The sequence below is a fragment of the Streptomyces sp. WMMB303 genome, from assembly GCF_029351045.1.
Classification (GTDB): Bacteria; Actinomycetota; Actinomycetes; order Streptomycetales; family Streptomycetaceae; genus Streptomyces.
The window spans coordinates 2,313,449-2,329,705 of sequence record NZ_JARKIN010000001.1 but is presented as its reverse complement, the minus strand read 5'-3'; the positions used below and the strand labels follow the sequence as shown (position 1 = coordinate 2,329,705).

Annotated in this window: 11 protein-coding genes and 1 pseudogene; 5 read left to right on the top strand and 7 right to left on the bottom strand. The window is 72.2% G+C overall.

The window, feature by feature from the left end; genetic code table 11:
• Positions 1–32: 32 nt before the first annotated feature.
• Together P2424_RS10520 and P2424_RS10515 are read right to left on the bottom strand one after the other, a co-directional pair.
• Complete coding sequence (locus P2424_RS10520) at positions 33–845, bottom strand: sugar phosphate isomerase/epimerase family protein (protein WP_276475503.1); 813 nt, start codon at positions 843–845, stop codon at positions 33–35.
• Positions 846–954: 109 nt separating this feature from the next.
• The gene (locus P2424_RS10515) at positions 955–2,136 is read right to left on the bottom strand and encodes a LacI family DNA-binding transcriptional regulator (RefSeq protein ID WP_276475502.1); all 1,182 of its coding nucleotides are present in this window, start codon (positions 2,134–2,136) and stop codon (positions 955–957) included.
• A 214-nt stretch (positions 2,137–2,350) separates the two neighbouring features.
• Between P2424_RS10515 and P2424_RS10510 the strand changes: the two genes are divergently transcribed.
• The 3 genes from P2424_RS10510 to P2424_RS10500 are packed head-to-tail and all read left to right on the top strand — an operon-like array spanning position 2,351 to position 5,636.
• Positions 2,351–3,580, top strand: coding sequence for a Gfo/Idh/MocA family oxidoreductase (locus tag P2424_RS10510; protein WP_276475501.1), 1,230 nt, complete (start codon positions 2,351–2,353; stop codon positions 3,578–3,580).
• Positions 3,577–4,788, top strand: a complete 1,212-nt coding sequence (locus tag P2424_RS10505; protein WP_276475500.1) for a dihydrodipicolinate synthase family protein — start codon at positions 3,577–3,579, stop codon at positions 4,786–4,788. The genes P2424_RS10510 and P2424_RS10505 overlap by 4 nt, the downstream gene beginning before the upstream one ends.
• The gene (locus P2424_RS10500) at positions 4,785–5,636 is read left to right on the top strand and encodes a sugar phosphate isomerase/epimerase family protein (protein WP_276475499.1); all 852 of its coding nucleotides are present in this window, start codon (positions 4,785–4,787) and stop codon (positions 5,634–5,636) included. Before P2424_RS10505 ends, P2424_RS10500 begins: the two co-directional genes overlap by 4 nt.
• Before the next feature lie 185 nt (positions 5,637–5,821).
• Here P2424_RS10500 and rbsD read toward each other — a convergent pair whose 3' ends face one another.
• From rbsD to P2424_RS10475, 5 genes and pseudogenes are all read right to left on the bottom strand, one after another.
• Entirely contained in the window at positions 5,822–6,211 is a 390-nt protein-coding gene (gene rbsD / locus P2424_RS10495; protein WP_276475498.1) for a D-ribose pyranase, read from the bottom strand.
• Positions 6,208–7,251, bottom strand: a complete 1,044-nt coding sequence (locus tag P2424_RS10490; protein WP_276475497.1) for a ribokinase — start codon at positions 7,249–7,251, stop codon at positions 6,208–6,210. The genes rbsD and P2424_RS10490 overlap by 4 nt, the downstream gene beginning before the upstream one ends.
• A 79-nt stretch (positions 7,252–7,330) precedes the next feature.
• Positions 7,331–9,263: pseudogene (locus P2424_RS10485) on the bottom strand (substrate-binding domain-containing protein).
• A 70-nt stretch (positions 9,264–9,333) separates the two neighbouring features.
• Positions 9,334–10,902: a sugar ABC transporter ATP-binding protein gene (locus P2424_RS10480; protein ID WP_276475496.1), complete on the bottom strand. Its 1,569-nt coding sequence runs from the start codon at positions 10,900–10,902 to the stop codon at positions 9,334–9,336.
• The gene (locus tag P2424_RS10475; RefSeq protein WP_276475495.1) at positions 10,899–11,906 is read right to left on the bottom strand and encodes a LacI family DNA-binding transcriptional regulator; all 1,008 of its coding nucleotides are present in this window, start codon (positions 11,904–11,906) and stop codon (positions 10,899–10,901) included. Before P2424_RS10475 ends, P2424_RS10480 begins: the two co-directional genes overlap by 4 nt.
• 369 nt (positions 11,907–12,275) lie before the next feature.
• Here P2424_RS10475 and P2424_RS10470 point away from each other — a divergent pair, with 369 nt between their 5' ends.
• Positions 12,276–14,528 carry an ATP-dependent RecD-like DNA helicase gene (locus tag P2424_RS10470; protein ID WP_276475494.1) on the top strand — a complete coding sequence of 751 codons (2,253 nt, stop codon included), beginning with the start codon at positions 12,276–12,278 and terminating at the stop codon, positions 14,526–14,528.
• A gap of 149 nt (positions 14,529–14,677) precedes the next feature.
• Positions 14,678–15,994: a citrate synthase gene (locus P2424_RS10465; RefSeq protein ID WP_276475493.1), complete on the top strand. Its 1,317-nt coding sequence runs from the start codon at positions 14,678–14,680 to the stop codon at positions 15,992–15,994.
• The last annotated feature ends 263 nt before the right edge of the window (positions 15,995–16,257 follow it).

Genomic DNA, 16,257 nt, shown 5'->3' with positions numbered 1-16,257 from the left:
CGCCCCCGTCCGGGCCGCCCGGGCCGGGCGGTTCAGGCCGCTTCGGCCAGCAGGCCCAGCAGATGGTCGCGGACCCCGGGCAGCAGCACGGGCAGCTCACGGGCCTGTGGGAACCAGCGCTTCTCGTACTCCCAGCACAGCCACTCGGTGCCCGCGCCCGCCTGTGCGTCCGTCGCCCGGGTCAGCACGTCCGCGACCTCGGTGAGCGGCAGCACGCCCTCGCCGGGCGCCAGCGGCGCGGGGTCCTCCCGGGAGGCGATGTCCTTCACCTGCACATAGCCGAGGTACGGGGCGAGCAGCCGGTAGGTCTCCTCCGGGTCCTCGCAGCCTCGCCAGGTGTGCATGACATCCCACAGGGCTCCGGCGCCCGGGTGGTCGACCGCGCTCAGGATCCGCGCCGCGTCCGCGCCGGTGGCGTGCGAGTCGTGCGTCTCCAGCAGCACCCGCACCCCCAGATCGGCGGCGATGACGGCGGCCTGCCGCAGCCGCCGTACGGCGTTCGTGTCGCCTTCCGCGACGTCCGGGCCACCGCCGGGGAAGACCCGGGCGTACGGCGCGCCCACGTCGTGGGCCAGCTCCAGCAGGGCGCGCACCTCCTCCAGCACCGGCGCGTCCTCGCCGCTCTCGGCCATCCGCGGGTATCCGGCGACGCTCAGCGGCGCGAGACCGGCCTCCGCGAACTGCGCCGCCACCCGTTGCCGCGCGGTGCGGTCGAGGCCGGGGTGCACGGGCTCCTCCGGGTGGGCGCGCAGTTCGACGCCGTGGAAGCCCGAGTCGGCGGCCAGCCGCAGCACTTCGTCGACGGGCATGCCGGGCACGCCGAGCGTGGAGAACGCGAGTCGCATGCGCTCACCCGACCAGATGCCTTCCCTCGCGGCAAGGCTTCGGGAGCTCGTGTCGGCGCGCGGGCCGGTACGGGCGCGGCGGCTGTGTCCGGCCGCGCCCGCGAGGGGCTCACGCTCCGGCGCGGGGCGGCGCGGTGGAAGCGCGGACCACCAGCGCGTGCGGCATGGTCGTCGTCCCGCCCGGCGGGGGCGGCCGGGTACCCAGGGCGAGCTGTCCGGCGCGGGCACCGGCCTCGCGCAGCGGCAGCCGCACGGTGGTCAGCCCCGGCGCGGCGTCGGCGCTGAAGGGCAGGTCGTCGAATCCGGCCACCGACACGTCCTGCGGGACGCGCAGCCCGGCGTCGCGCAGGGCGGAGCAGACGCCGAGTGCGACGGTGTCGTTGGCGGCCAGCACAGCGGTCGTCTCCGGCGCCCTGCACAGCAGCTCGACCGCGCCCCGGTAGCCGCAGGACCGGTCGTAGCCGCCCGCGTGCACGGTCAGCCGCTCCGCCTCGTCCGGACCGGCGGCCCCGTACGCGGCCAGTGCCGCCACATGGCCCGCCAGCCGGTGCCGGGTGGTGGTCCGCTCCGAAGGCCCGGCGACATAGCCGATGTGCCGGTGGCCCAGCGCCAGCAGATGCCCGGTCAGTGCGTGTGCGCCGCCGCGGTTGTCGAAGGCCACGGTCAGGAGGGCACCGCGCGCCGCGCGCCGGGCGCTCCTGCCCCGTGTCGCCGCGACCCGCCGCGCGTCCGCCCGTGCGACCGGCCGCGCGTCCGGCCCCGGAGGCGCAGCAGCTTCCGCGCCCGGCTCCGGGGGGTCCAGCGGCGGTCTGCCGCACAGCACGATCCGGGTGCCGTCCGCGGCCAGCCGCCTCAGGCGTGCGGCCAGGGAGGCGCGGTGTGCCGGATCCTCGAGCGCTCCGCCGGTCAGCACGATCGCCGCCGCCCGCTGTCGCTGCAGCAGGGTGAGGTAGGTCAGCTCCCGTTCGGGTGACCCGCCGGTGTTGCAGACCACCGCGAGTCTGCGCGGCACCGGGGCGTCCTCACCGCTGTCCAGTTCGCCCTGCACGGCTCCGGCGATGATGCCGAAGAACGGGTCGGCGATGTCGTTGACGAGGATGCCCAGCAGGTCGGAACTGGCGGCGGCGAGCGCGCTGGCGGGGCCGTCCACCACGTACTCCAGCTCGGCCACGGCGCGCAGCACGCGGCTCCGGGTGCCGCCCGCGACGGGGTAGTCGCCGCTCAGCACGCGCGAGACGGTCGCGGAGGAGACACCGGCGCGTGCGGCGACGTCCGCCAGGGTCACTGCCATCCGTCCGCCCCTCGTTCCTCGCCTCGCCCCGGGTCGACGACATGTTCCCATGCGCTCCGCCGGCCACCGCGCGGTTCGCCAACTCCCTTGCAGAGCAGTGCTGCTGGAGCTAACGTGGTCCGTTGGCCGCTAGAAAGCGCTTACTACGTGTCGATGCCACCGCGCGGACGCGCTCGCCGAACCGGGCGCCGCGACAGCAGGGAGACGAGCACACGTGTCACGCAGGACGCTCCGCATCGCCATGAACGGCGTCACCGGCCGGATGGGCCACCGTCAGCACCTCGTGCGCTCCCTGCTCGCGCTGCGCGAGGAGGGCGGACTCGACCTGGGCGGCGGCCGGACGCTGTGGCCCGAACCGGTCCTGGTGGGCCGCAGAGAGGACGCGTTGCGCTCCCTCGCGCAGCAGCACGGGCTGGACCCGCGGGCCGTCTCCACCGACCTGGACGCGGTGCTGGCGGACGACAGCATCGAGGTCTACTTCGACGCACAGATCACCTCCGCGCGCCTCGCCGCACTGCGCAAAGCCGTCGCGGCCGGAAAGCACGTCTACGCGGAGAAGCCCACCGCCACCTCGCTCGACGGCGCCCTGGAACTGGCCAGGGCGGCAGCCCGGGCCGGAGTCGAGCACGGCGTCGTCCAGGACAAGCTCTTCCTGCCCGGACTGCGCAAACTCGCCCGGCTGGTCGGGAGCGGCTTCTTCGGCCGGGTGCTCTCGGTGCGGGGCGAGTTCGGCTACTGGGTCTTCGAGGGCGACTGGCAGAGCGCCCAGCGGCCCTCGTGGAACTACCGGGCCGAGGACGGCGGCGGCATCGCCGGTGACATGTTCCCGCACTGGGAGTACGTGCTGCACAACCTCTTCGGCCGGGTCACCTCCGTCCAGGCCCACCTGGCCACCCACCTGCCGCACCGCTGGGACGAGCGGGGCGAGCCCTACCTGGCCACGGCGGACGACGCCGCGTACGGCATCTTCACCCTGGAGGGCGGCGTCGTCGCTCAGATCAACTCCTCCTGGGCGGTACGGGTGCACCGCGACGAACTGGTCGAGTTCCAGGTGGACGGCACCGAGGGCTCCGCCGTCGCCGGTCTGCGCGGCTGCCGCTACCAGCACCGGGCCGGCACCCCCAGGCCGGTGTGGAACCCGGACCTGCCCGCTGCCGAGCGCTTCCGCGACCAGTGGCAGGAGGTGCCCGACAACGACGGGGACGAGGAGACCAACGGCTTCAAGGCCCAGTGGGAGCTCTTCCTGCGCCGCGTCGCCGACCGGGACGGCACCGCCCCGGTCGGCGGCGACGAGGGCGACGCCGGCGACGGCGCCCGGGGGGAGGCCGCCGGGCCGTGCCCCTGGGACCTGCTCGCGGGCGCCCGCGGCGTGCAGCTCGCCGAACTGGCCCATATCTCCTCGGCGGAGGGCCGCCGCGTCGAGGTACCGGAGCTGGTGCTGTGATCCGGCTGCCCGACCCCGCCACCGGGGGCCTCCGCACCCGCGCATCCCGCCGCCGCCCCGCCCCGGCCGTACGCGGACCCCACCGGGAGGGCGCCGGGGCCGGGCCGCAGCCCGCGAGTCGCAGGCTCCTGGCCGCCGCCCATGTGGTGGCCGACCCGTTGGCCGACGTGCCGCCCGACGGCCCCGCCGCGCTCGACTGGGACGCCACCCTCGCCTTCCGGCACCACCTGTGGAGCCACGGGCTGGGGGTCGCCGAGGCCATGGACACGGCACAGCGTGGTGCGGGCCTGGACCGGGCGGGTGCCGGTGAGCTGATCCGGCGTACGGCCGCCGAGGCGAAGGCGGTCGGCGGGCAGTTGGTCTGCGGTGTGGGAACCGACCTGCTGGACCCCCGGGTACCGGGCCGGGGCCGGGCGGCTGCGCCGGCGGCGACGTCCGCGGTCGTCGCCGCCTACGAGGAACAGTTGGCGCTGACCGAGGAGGCGGGCGCGCAGGCCGTCCTGCTGGCCTCCCGCGGACTGGCGGCCGTCGCGCGCGGTCCGGAGGACTACGAGCACGTCTACGGCACTCTGCTGCGCCAGGCGAGCAGCCCGGTCGTGCTGCACTGGCTGGGGCCCGCGTTCGACCCCGCGCTGGAGGGCTACTGGGGCAGCCGTGACCCGGACGTGGCCGCCGATACCCTGCTGCGCATCGTCGCGGCGCACCCCGGGAAGGTGGACGGGGTGAAGGTCTCGCTGCTGGACGCGGACCGTGAAGTGGCACTGCGGCGGCGGCTGCCGGCCGGGGTGCGCTGCTACACCGGGGACGACCTCCACTACCCGCAGCTGATCGAAGGCGACCGGGCGGGCCACAGCGACGCGCTGCTGGGGGTCTTCGATCCGCTGGCGCCGTTCGCCGCGCACGCCGCGGCACTGCTGGACGCGGGCGACGCGGCGGGATTCCGGACGGTGCTCGACCCGACGGTCGCCCTGGCCCGGCACCTCTTCCAGGAGCCGACCCGGTACTACAAGACCGGTGTGGTGCTGCTCGCCTGGCTCTGCGGGCACCAGGAGCACTTCACCATGGTCGGCGGGCTCCAGTCGGCCCGCTCGCTGCCGCATCTGGCGCGGGCCTGGGAACTCGCGGACGAACTCGGCCTCTTCCCCGACCCCGAGCGCGCCGAGCACCGGATGAAGCAGCTGCTCGCGGTGGGGGGAGTGGTCCAGTGAGCCGGACGCACACCACCAGGGAGGGCCTGGCGCGGCTCTCGGTGAACCAGGAGACCGTGCGCCAGCTCTCGCTGCCCGAACTGGCCCGCGGCGCTGCCGAGCTGGGCATCGGCGGCGTCGGACTGTGGCGTGAGCCGGTGCGGGCCCACGGTCCGGCTGCCGCGGCCCGTCTCATGCGCCGGCACGGGCTGGCCGTCACCTCGCTGTGCCGGGGCGGATTCTTCACCGCGCGGGAGCCCGCGGCGCGGCGCGCCGCGTTGGACGACAACCGCGCGGCGCTCGACGAGGCGGCCGAACTGGGCACCGGCGTCCTGGTGCTGGTCTCCGGCGGGCTGCCGGAGGGGGAGCGGGATCTCGCGGCGGCGCGCGAGCGGGCCGCCGAAGCGCTCGCCGAACTCGTCCCCGCCGCCCGGGAGCGCGGTGTGCGGCTGGCACTCGAACCGCTGCACCCGATGTACGCCGCTGACCGGTGCGTGGTCTCCACTCTCGGTCAGGCTCTCGACCTCGCCGGGCGGTTCCCCGCCGAGGAGGTCGGGATCGTGGCCGACGCCTACCATCTGTGGTGGGACGAGCGGGTGCCGCGGCAGCTCGCACAGGCCGGTGCGCAGCACCGGATCGCGCTCCTCCAGCTCGCGGACTGGGTCACCCCGCTGCCCGCCGGGGTGCTGCTGGGGCGCGGCCAGTTGGGAGACGGCGCGGTCGATCTGCGGGCCTTCCGCGGATGGGCGGACGCCGCGGGCTACCGGGGGCCGGTGGAGGTGGAGATCTTCAACCCGGCGCTGTGGGAGCGGGATGGCGCCCAGGTGCTGCGGGAGACCGCGGCGCGGTATCTCCGGCACGTCCTGTAGCGCGGCGCGGACCGCGACCGGGCGCCGGGCCCGGGCTCAGCTGTCACCCGCGCGCGGTGCACCCCTGTCGGACAGTCGCGGGTCGACACCGGTGTCGGCTCTCCCCGGGGGCAGCAGTGGGAGGCCGAGGGGATGCGAGGGGCCCGGTCCGTGGACCGGGCCCCTCGAGACCTCCACCTGCCGTGTCAGAACGGCACGCCGCAGCGCAGCACCACGTTCGCGTAGGGCTTGGCCTCGCCGGTGCGCACCACCAGCCGGGCCTGCCGGGTCAGCGCCTTCAGCTCCTCGTGCGGCACCAGTTCCAGCTCCGGGAAGTGCCCCTCCAGCAGGGCGCCGCACTCGGGGTTGGCCTGTCGTACCTCCGCGGCGGCACGGGCACCCTCCACCTCCAGTTCCTCCAGGAGGCCGGCGAGTACCTCGGCGAAGCCGGGCACCCCGGCGCGGAAGGCCAGGTCCACCACGTCGGGGCCCTCCGGGACGGGGAGGCCGACGTCGCAGACCACGACCAGGTCGGTGTGCCCGAGCCGGGCCAGGGCGCCGCTGAGGTGGCGGTTGAGGATTCCGGACTTCTTCATGCCGCGCTCTCCTGGTCGGCGGCCTCGACGTCCGCCGCGCTCGGGTAGGACTCCTGGGCACCCGGGCGGGTCACCGCGAGGGCACCGACGCGTACTGCGTAGCGCACGGCGTCCACCAGCCCGTCGCCGCGGCCCAGTCGCCAGCCGAGCGCGCCGGTGAAGGCGTCGCCCGCACCGGTGGTGTCCACGGCCCGCACCCGTGGACTGGGCACCCGCACCGTGCCGGTGCCGTCCGCCCCCTCGGAGCCCGGTGCGGAGCCCACTCCGGGACCGGCCACCAGCGCGCCTTCGGCGCCCAGGGTGACCACGACACTGCGGGGGCCCAGTGCGAGGAGCGCGTTCGCCCACTCCTCCGGATCCGAGCCCGGGGATCGCCCGGGGTCCGAGTCCGGCTGCCCGCCGGCCAGCAGCAGCCGCGCCTCGTGCTCGTTGAGCACCAGCGGATCGCACAGGGCCAGCACGTCCGAGGGCAGCCGGGCGGGCGGGGAGGGGTTGAGCACCACCCGCGCCCCGTGCTCGGCGGCGGCTCGCGCCGCTGCGGCGACCGTCTCCAGGGGGATCTCCAGTTGGAGGGAGACGACGGCGGCGGCCTCGAAGAGGTCGCGCGCCGCTGCCACGTCGTCGGGCGTGAGGCGGGCGTTGGCACCGGGGGAGACGACGATGCTGTTGTCGCCGGCCGCGTCCACGGTGATGAGGGCGACGCCGGTCGGAGCGTCCTCGCCCTCGGCGGCACCGCCGGTGCCGCCGTCGTCCACCGTGCCGGGCGCGCCTGCTCCGGTCAGGAGCCCCGCCGGGTCGGCACCCGCCGCCCGCTGTGCGTCGGCCAGCATGCGGCCGTACGCGTCGGCACCGACGCGTGCGAGCAGGGTGGTGCGGGCGCCGAGTCGGGCGGCTGCCGCCGCCTGGTTCGCGCCCTTGCCGCCCGGGTGGATCACCATGTCCGACCCGAGCACCGTCTCGCCGGGGCCCGGTCGGCGTTCGAGGCCGATGACCAGGTCGGCGTTGGCGGAACCTACGACCAGCAGGTCGTATCCGTGCATCCGGGGTGCTCCTTCTCGTCCCGCGCGGGTACGGGTGTCCGCTGCGGGCCGTTCAGCCTGTCGTCCGTCCGGCTTCCGGTCAGGAGTACCGGTCGACGTTCTTCTTGGTGACGACCTTCACCGGGACCTTGATCTGCTTGTCGACGCTGGAGCCGTCGATGACGCGCATGGCGTTGCGGACCGCCATCTTGCCGAGTTCGGCCGGCTGCTGGGCAACGGTCGCGTTGATGGTGCCCTTCTTGATGGCCTTCATCGCGTCACCGGTGCCGTCGAAGCCGACGATCTTGACGGACTTGCCCGCCTTGGAGCCGAGCGCCTTGACCGCGCCGAGCGCCATCTCGTCGTTCTCCGCGAAGACCGCGTCGATCTCCGGGTGCGACTGCATGGCGTTGGTGGTCACGTCCAGGCCCTTGGTGCGCTGGAAGTCCGCGGGCTGCTTGGTGACGACCTTGATGCCCGGGAACTCCTTCAGGCCCTGCTTGAAGCCCTTGCCGCGCTCCCGCGACGCGGAGGTGCCGGTCTGGCCCTGGAGCCACAGGACCTGGCCCTTGCCGTCGAGCTGCTCGGCGATCTCCTTGGCGGCCTTCTCACCGCCCGCCACGTTGTCGGAGGCGACGGTCGTCTTGATGTCGGCCTTGTTGACGCTGCGGTCGGCGGCGATGACCGGGATCTTGGCGTTGTTGGCGGCCTTGACCGAGGGGGCCGCGGCATCCGAGTCGACCGGGTTGATGATGATCGACTTCACCTGCTGGGAGGTGAAGTTCTGGATCTGGTTGGCCTGCTGGGAGGCGTCGTCCGAGGCGTTCTGGACGCTTAGTTCGGCGCCCTGGGCCTTGGCCTCCTCCTCGGCGCCCTTCTTCATCTGGACCATGAAGGGCTGGTTGAGCGCGGATATGGCGAAGCCGATCTTGGGCTTCTCCTTGCCGTCGCTCGAGCCGCCGCCCGAGCCACAGGCCGTTGCGGTCAGCGCGACTGCCGTGGCCATGACGACGACAGACGTGTTCGTTCTCTTGCTCATTGCTGCATTCCTTGCAGTCGGCAGATGGATGAACTACGCGAGCTCCCCCGTCGCATAAAGATCATGCGCGGCGACGCAGTGTATCGAGGAGCACGGCGAGCGCAATAACTACCCCAATGACGACCTGCTGCCAGAAAGCGGAAACATCGAGCAGGTTGAGTCCATTGCGCAGAACAGCGAGGATAAGGGCCCCGATCAGCGTTCCGGAAGCCTTGCCCACGCCTCCGGCCAGACTGGCGCCACCAATGACGACGGCGGCAATCGCGTCCAGTTCGTAACCTTCGGCAGCCGTCGGCTGGGCCGAGGCGAGCCGCGAGGCCAGGACGATCCCGGCGACGGCGGCGAAGGCGCCCACCAGGGTGTAGATCACCAGCTTCTGGCGGCGGACCCGGATACCGGACAGGTGCGCGGCCTCCTCGTTGCCGCCGATCGCGTACATCGACCGGCCGCTGTAGGTGCGGTTGAGCACCAGCGCCGCCAGCAGCCCCATCACGATCATCACGATGACCGGCACCGGGAGCCACTCACCGATCGTCTTGCCGATCCAGGAGAGGGAGTCGGGCAGCACGACGGGGCTGCCCTCGGAGACGACCTGCGCCAGGCCGCGCGCCGCCGAGAGCATCGCCAGGGTCGCGATGAACGGGGGCAGCTTGCCGTAGGAGATCAGGATGCCGTTCAGCAGTCCGCAGGCGGTGCCCGAGAGGATCGCCAGCAGCACGCCGAGGAAGACCGGCATGCCCTGGGTGGTGGTGAACCAGCCCAGCATCACCCCGGAGAAGGCGGCCACCGAGCCGACCGACAGGTCGATGCCCCCGGAGACGATGGCGAACGTGACGCCGAAGGCCAGGATCGCGGTCACGGCCGCCTGGACGCCGACATTGAGCAGGTTCGTCGCGGTGAAGAAGTTGCTGGTCCAGAACGACAGCACCAGCACCAGGACGAGCAGCGCGACCAGCGCGCCGTTGTCCTGCAGTACGCGCCCTGTGTCCTCCACGACGCGACGGGCCGGGTTCGGCCCTCGCTTGCCGCCGGGGCGCTTGTCCAGGCGGTGACCCGGCTGCGTGTCAATGGCCACGGGGAGAGTCCTCCATCTCGCTCGTTCCTGGCGCGGAGGTGCCGACGGCCAGGGCCATGACGGCGTCCTGGGTCGCTTCCCGCGCGGTCAGTTCACCGGCGATCCGGCCCTGGGACATCACCAGGACCCGATCGCTCATGCCCAGCACCTCGGGGAGGTCGCTGGAAATCATCAGCACCGCGTGGCCGGAGGCCGTCAGCTCGTTGACGAGCTGGTAGATCTCGACCTTCGCGCCCACGTCGATGCCGCGGGTCGGTTCGTCGAGGATCAGCACGCGGCTGTTGGCGAGCAGCCACTTGCCGATCACGACTTTCTGCTGGTTGCCGCCGGAGAGCGTGCGCACGTGCTGGTCCAGGCCGGCCATCCGCACCCCGAGCCGCTCGGCGATCCGGGACGCCGCCCTGCGCTGCCCCGCCCGGTCCACCAGGCCGCCCTTGCTCGCCTCGCGGAGGGTGACCAGGCCGAGGTTCTCCGAGACCGAGGCGTCCGGCAGCAGGCCCTGCCCCTTGCGGTCCTCGGGGACCAGCCCCAGCCCGGCCGCGTGCGAGGCCCACACGTCGCCGCCGGGCAGCCGCTTGCCGGCGACCTCGACGCGGCCGGCGTCGTAGCGGTCGGCGCCGAAGACGGCCCGCGCCACCTCGGTGCGGCCCGCGCCGACCAGCCCGGCGATGCCGACGACCTCGCCGGCGCGCACCTCGAAGGAGACGTTGTCGAACGCGCCCTGCCTGCGCAGCCCGGTCACCCGCAGCAGCGGGGCGGCGGACCCGGCGCCGGCGCCCTGGGCCGGTGCGGCCTGGCGCGGGTACTGCTGCTCGATGCTGCGGCCCACCATCAGCCGCACCAGCTCCTCCTGCCCGGTGCCGGCCGGGACCTGGCCGACGCTGCGGCCGTCCCGCAGCACCGTGACCCGGTCGCCGATGGCGGGGATCTCCTCCAGGTGGTGGGTGATGAAGACGACGCCCACGCCCTCGGCCCGCAGCTTGCGGACGATGGTGAACAGGCGGTTGACCTCTTCGGCGGTGAGCACTGCGGTCGGCTCGTCCATGATCAGGATGCGGGTGCGCAGGCTGAGCGCCTTGGCGATCTCGACCATCTGCCGGCCGGCGATGCCGAGCCTGCCCACCGGGGTGCGCGGCGAGGCGGTGATCCCGACCCGGTCCAGCAGCACCTTCGCGTCCGCCTCCATCTTCCTGCGGTCCACGAGGCCCAGGCGGCGCGGCTGCCGCCCCAGGAAGATGTTCTCCGCGACGGACAGGTGCGGCACCAGGTTGAACTCCTGGTGGATGGTGGCGATGCCGAGCTTCTCGGCGGCCTCGGCGTCGGCGATCCGTACGGTTCGGCCGTCGCAGAGCACCCGCCCCTCGTCCGGGCGGTAGGTACCGGAGAGCACCTTGATCAGCGTGCTCTTGCCGGCGCCGTTCTCGCCCAGCAGGACGTGCACTTCACCGGCGCGCAGGTCGAAGTCGACACCGTCGAGCGCGACCACGCCGGGGAAGGTCTTGCGGATGCCTTCCGTGCGCAGCAGTTCCCGTGCCGGGGGCGGGTCTGGGGTGGTCAACGACGCGTCCTTTCGTCTTCGCCGCAGGAGCGGCGCGCTGTGAGGTGGGCGGAGAGCGTGACGGAACCGGCGCTCCGGCCCTCCACCAGGTCGGTCAGTGCGGCGACCGCGCGGTGGCCCAGTTCCTGGGTGGGTTGGGCGATGGCGGTGATCGGGGGGTCGGTGTGCAGGAACCACGGGATGTCGTCGAAGGCGGCGAGCGACACGTCGTGCGGGACCCGCATCCCGAGGGTGCGGAGCTGCTCCATGACGCCGAGCGCCATCAGGTTGTCGGTCGCGAAGATCGCGTCCGGTGGCTCCGGGAGGGCGAAGAACGCGTCCGTCGCCCGCCGCCCGCTCGCGGTCTGGAAGTCGCCCTGTCCGATGAGACTCTCGGGCAACGGAAGGCCGTGCGCGTGCAGCGCCGAACGGAAGGCGTCCACCCTCTCGTTGCTGGTGGTGCTGGCCACGGGCCCGGTGATGATAGCCAGCCGCCGGTGTCCGAGCGCGTACAGATGGGCGACGAGATCGTGAACCGCGGGCCGCCCGTCGGCGCGTACCAGGGGTACGTCGAGTCCCTCGATCCAGCGGTCGACGAAGACCATGGGGATGCCGAGCAGTGCGGCCTCGCGCAGTGCGAGGGAGTCGCCGTCGGCGGGGGAGACGAGCAGTCCGTCGATCCGGCGGTCCAGCAGGGTGCGCACGTGGTGGTCCTGGAGCGTGAGCTGTTCGTCGGCGTTGCCGATGATCACGCTGTAGCCCCGGTTGCGGGCCGCGTCCTCGACCGCGCGGGCCAGCTCCGTGAAGAAAGGATTCAGCACGTCGCTGATGACCAGCCCCAGGGTGCGGGTCTGGTCGGTACGCAGCGACCTGGCCAGCGTGTTGGGCCGGTAGCTCAGCTCCGAGACGGCGGACAGCACCCGGGCGCGGGTCTCCTCGCGGACCCCGCTGTGGTCGTTGAGGACGCGCGAGACCGTGGCCACGGAGACGCCCGCGCGGGCTGCGACGTCCTTGATGCCTGCCATTGCCGTGCCGTGTTCCAGAGGTGAGGGACGCCGCGTCGGCGCGGCATCAGGCGGGGGAGGGGAAGAGCGGTCGGGGTTCCGGGAGCGGGGGGCCGTGCTGGCCCGGTCCGGAACGGTGCGAAGTGCTCCCGGTGCGCACGGGCGTACCAGGAGGCGCCGCACCGCGCATGGAAACGATTACATCGGTAATGGAAAGTGATGTGCGCATGGTGATGCAAGCTGAGGACATCGACGATGCACGATCGTGATGATGCGCGTGCAGACGTAACTGCGGTGGCCGTGCGGACAGTTCCGGGAGGGGCGGGGAGGGGGCGCGGAGTTGTCCACAGGGCTGCCCCGGTGTCGGTCCGCAAGGCTACCGTCGGTGACATGACGTTCCAGCCTGCGGTGCTCGAAGGGGTACTAGAGCGCATCACCTACGCCAATGAGGACAACGGGTACACCGTGGCCCGGGTCGACGCCGGCCGCGGCGGTGGCGAACTGCTCACCGTCGTGGGTGCGTTGCTCGGCGCCCAGGCGGGCGAGTCGCTGCGCATGGAGGGCCGCTGGGGCTCCCACCCGCAGTACGGACGTCAATTCCATGTGGACAACTACGTCACGGTGCTACCGGCCACCGTCCAGGGCATCCGGCGCTATCTGGGCTCCGGCCTGGTCAAGGGCGTCGGGCCGCGCATCGCGGACCGGATCGTCAGCCACTTCGGCGTCGACACGCTGGAGGTCATCGAGGCCGACGCGGGCAGGCTCATCGAGGTGCCCGGCCTCGGCCCCAAGCGCACCGGACTGATCGCCGCGGCCTGGGAGGAGCAGAAGGCGATCAAGGAAGTGATGGTTTTCCTCCAGGGCGTGGGCGTCTCCACCTCCATCGCGGTGCGCATCTACAAGCAGTACGGCGACGCGTCCATCTCCGTGGTCCGCGGCAACCCCTACCGGCTGGCGGCCGACGTGTGGGGCATCGGCTTCCTGACCGCCGACCGCATCGCGCAGGCGGTCGGCATCCCGCACGACAGTCCGGAACGGGTCAAGGCGGGCCTGCGGCACACCCTTTCGCAATCCTCCGACCAGGGCCACTGCTATCTGCCCGAGGAGCGGCTCATCACCGAGGCAATCAAGCTCCTCCAGGTGGACACGGGGCTGGTCATCGACTGCCTCGGCGAGCTCGCGGCGGACGAGGAGGGCGGGGTCGTCCGCGAACCGGTGCCCGACCCGGAGCAGCCGGAGCACAGCCTGACCGCCGTCTACCTCGTTCCCTTCCAGCGCGCCGAGGTCGCCCTGGCAGCGCAGCTCAAGCGGTTGGCGCGCACCCCCGAGGACCGGCTGCCGTGGTTCCAGGACGTCGACTGGGAGGCGGCGCTCGGCTGGCTGGCCCGGCGCACGGGCGCCCGGCTGGCGCCCGAGCAGGAGGAGGCGGTGCGGCTCGCGCTCACCAGCCGGGTCGCGGTGCTGACCGGGGGGCCGGGGTGCGGCAAGTCCTTCACCGTGCGTTCGGTCGTCGAGCTGGCCCGGGCCAAGGGGGCCCGGGTGGTGCTCGCCGCGCCCACCGGCCGGGCCGCCAAGCGGCTGGCGGAGCTGACCGGGGCCGAGGCGTCCACGGTCCACCGGCTGCTGGAGTTGAAGCCCGGCGGGGACGCGGCCTACGACCGGGACCGCCCGCTGGAGGCCGACCTCGTGGTGGTCGACGAGGCGTCCATGCTCGATCTGCTGCTCGCCAACAAACTGGTCAAGGCAGTCCCGCCCGGCGCGCATCTGCTGCTCGTCGGGGATGTGGATCAGCTCCCCTCGGTGGGCGCCGGTGAGGTGCTGCGCGACCTGCTGGCCGAGGGCGGACCGGTCCCGGCGGTGCGGCTGCGCCGGATCTTCCGCCAGGCCCAGCAGTCCGGTGTGGTGACCAACGCGCACCGCATCAACTCCGGCACCCCTCCGCTCACCCGGGGCCTGTCGGACTTCTTCCTCTTCGTGGAGGAGGACACCGAGGCCGCCGGGCTGCTGACGGTGGACGTGGCGGCCCGGCGCGTCCCGGCGAAGTTCGGGCTGGATCCGCGCCGCGATGTGCAGGTGCTCGCGCCCATGCACCGCGGCCCGGCCGGCGCCGGGGCGCTGAACGGTCTGCTCCAGCAGGCCGTCACCCCGGCTCGGCCCGACCTGCCGGAGAAGCGGTTCGGCGGCCGGGTCTTCCGGGTGGGCGACAAGGTCACCCAGATCCGCAACAACTACGAGAAGGGGGCGAACGGCGTCTTCAACGGCACCGTCGGGGTGGTCACCGCGCTGCACCCGGACGACCACCGGCTCACCGTGCTGACGGACGAGGACGAGGAGGTCGGGTACGACTTCGACGAGCTGGACGAGCTGTCCCACGCCTACGCGATGACCATCCACCGCTCGCAGGGCAGCGAGTACCCGGCAGTAGTGATCCCGGTCACCACGGGTGCCTGGATGATGCTCCAGCGGAATCTGCTCTACACGGCCGTGACGAGAGCCAAGCGGCTGGTGGTGCTGGTGGGGTCCCGCAGAGCCCTCGGACAGGCGGTCCGCACCGCCTCGGCGGGGCGCCGGTGCACGGCGCTCGACCACCGGCTGCGCGCCTCCGCGCCGGTTCCGGGAGGCGGGATGGGTGCCGGGGGGTGACCATGACGGCCAAGAGGGTGCAGGATGTTCAGATGGACGGCACTGCGTGCCACCATGGAGCCCTCTGGCTGACCCCCAGTGCACCGCACAGCGCTGGATAAGGGAGAGTGGAAAGAGTCAGGGCACCTCGAAGAAGAGGCACTACGTCGGTGAGGGATGACGTGAGCGAACACCGCGACAGCGAGAACTCCGTAGTACTCCGCTACGGGGACGGCGAGTACAGCTACCCGATCGTCGACAGCACGGTGGGCGACCGTGGCTTCGACATCGGCAAGCTGCGCGCCCAGACCGGTCTGGTGACCCTGGACTCGGGATACGGCAACACCGCCGCCTACAAATCCGGCATCACCTTCCTCGACGGTGAGCAGGGCATCCTGCGCTACCGCGGCTATCCGATCGAGCAGCTCGCCGAGCGCGGCACCTTCCTGGAGACGGCGTACCTGCTCATCAACGGCGAGCTGCCCACCGTCGACGAGCTGAGCGGGTTCAAGAACGAGATCACCCAGCACACCCTGCTGCACGAGGACGTCAAGCGGTTCTACGACGGCTTCCCGCGCGACGCGCACCCGATGGCGATGCTCTCCTCGGTGGTCAGCGCGCTGTCGACGTTCTACCAGGACAGCCACAACCCCTTCGACGAGGAGCAGCGGCACCTCTCGACCATAAGGCTGCTGGCCAAGCTGCCCACGATCGCCGCCTACGCGTACAAGAAGGCGATCGGCCATCCGGTCGTGTATCCGAGCAACGATCTCGGCTACGTGGAGAACTTCCTGCGGATGACCTTCTCGGTCCCGGCGCAGGAGTACGCGCTGGACCCGGTCGTGGTCAACGCCCTGGACAAGCTGCTGATCCTGCACGCGGACCACGAGCAGAACTGCTCGACCTCCACGGTGCGCCTGGTCGGCTCCTCGCAGGCGAACATGTTCGCCTCGATCTCGGCCGGTATCAACGCCCTCTGGGGTCCGCTGCACGGCGGCGCCAACCAGAGCGTGCTGGAGATGCTCCAGGGCATCCAGGCCTCGGGCGGCGACGTCGACACCTTCATCCGCAAGGTGAAGAACAAGGAAGACGGCGTCAAGCTCATGGGCTTCGGCCACCGCGTCTACAAGAACTTCGACCCCCGGGCGAAGATCATCAAGTCGGCCGCCCACGATGTGCTCTCCGCGCTGGGCAAGAGCGACGAGCTGCTGGACATCGCGCTCCGCCTGGAGGAGCACGCCCTCTCCGACGACTACTTCGTCGAGCGCAAGCTCTACCCGAATGTGGACTTCTACACCGGCCTGATCTACCGCGCCATGGGCTTCCCGACCAGCATGTTCACGGTGCTGTTCGCGCTCGGCCGGCTGCCGGGCTGGATCGCCCAGTGGCACGAGATGATCAAGGAGCCGAATTCGCGGATCGGCCGCCCGCGGCAGATCTACACCGGCATCGTCGAGCGCGACTACGTTCCGGTCGAGGCGCGCTGAGCCGCGGAGGCGTACACATCCAGCTCCCGCCCCCGGCACAAACGGAAGGCCCCAGTCCGAACGGATTGGGGCCTTCCGTTTGTGCGGATTGACGAAGAGACGTAGGTCACAGAAATTAGGGGGTAACCATAAGCGGGGCTCGTAGGTCTAACCGGGTGGCGTCGGCCTCCCGGCGGAGCCTTCGCCGCTGCTTCACATCTGTCTTGGGGGACCGATGGGGAGTGAAGAAACGGTGAACGTGCGCGGGGAGCTTGAGCGGCCCT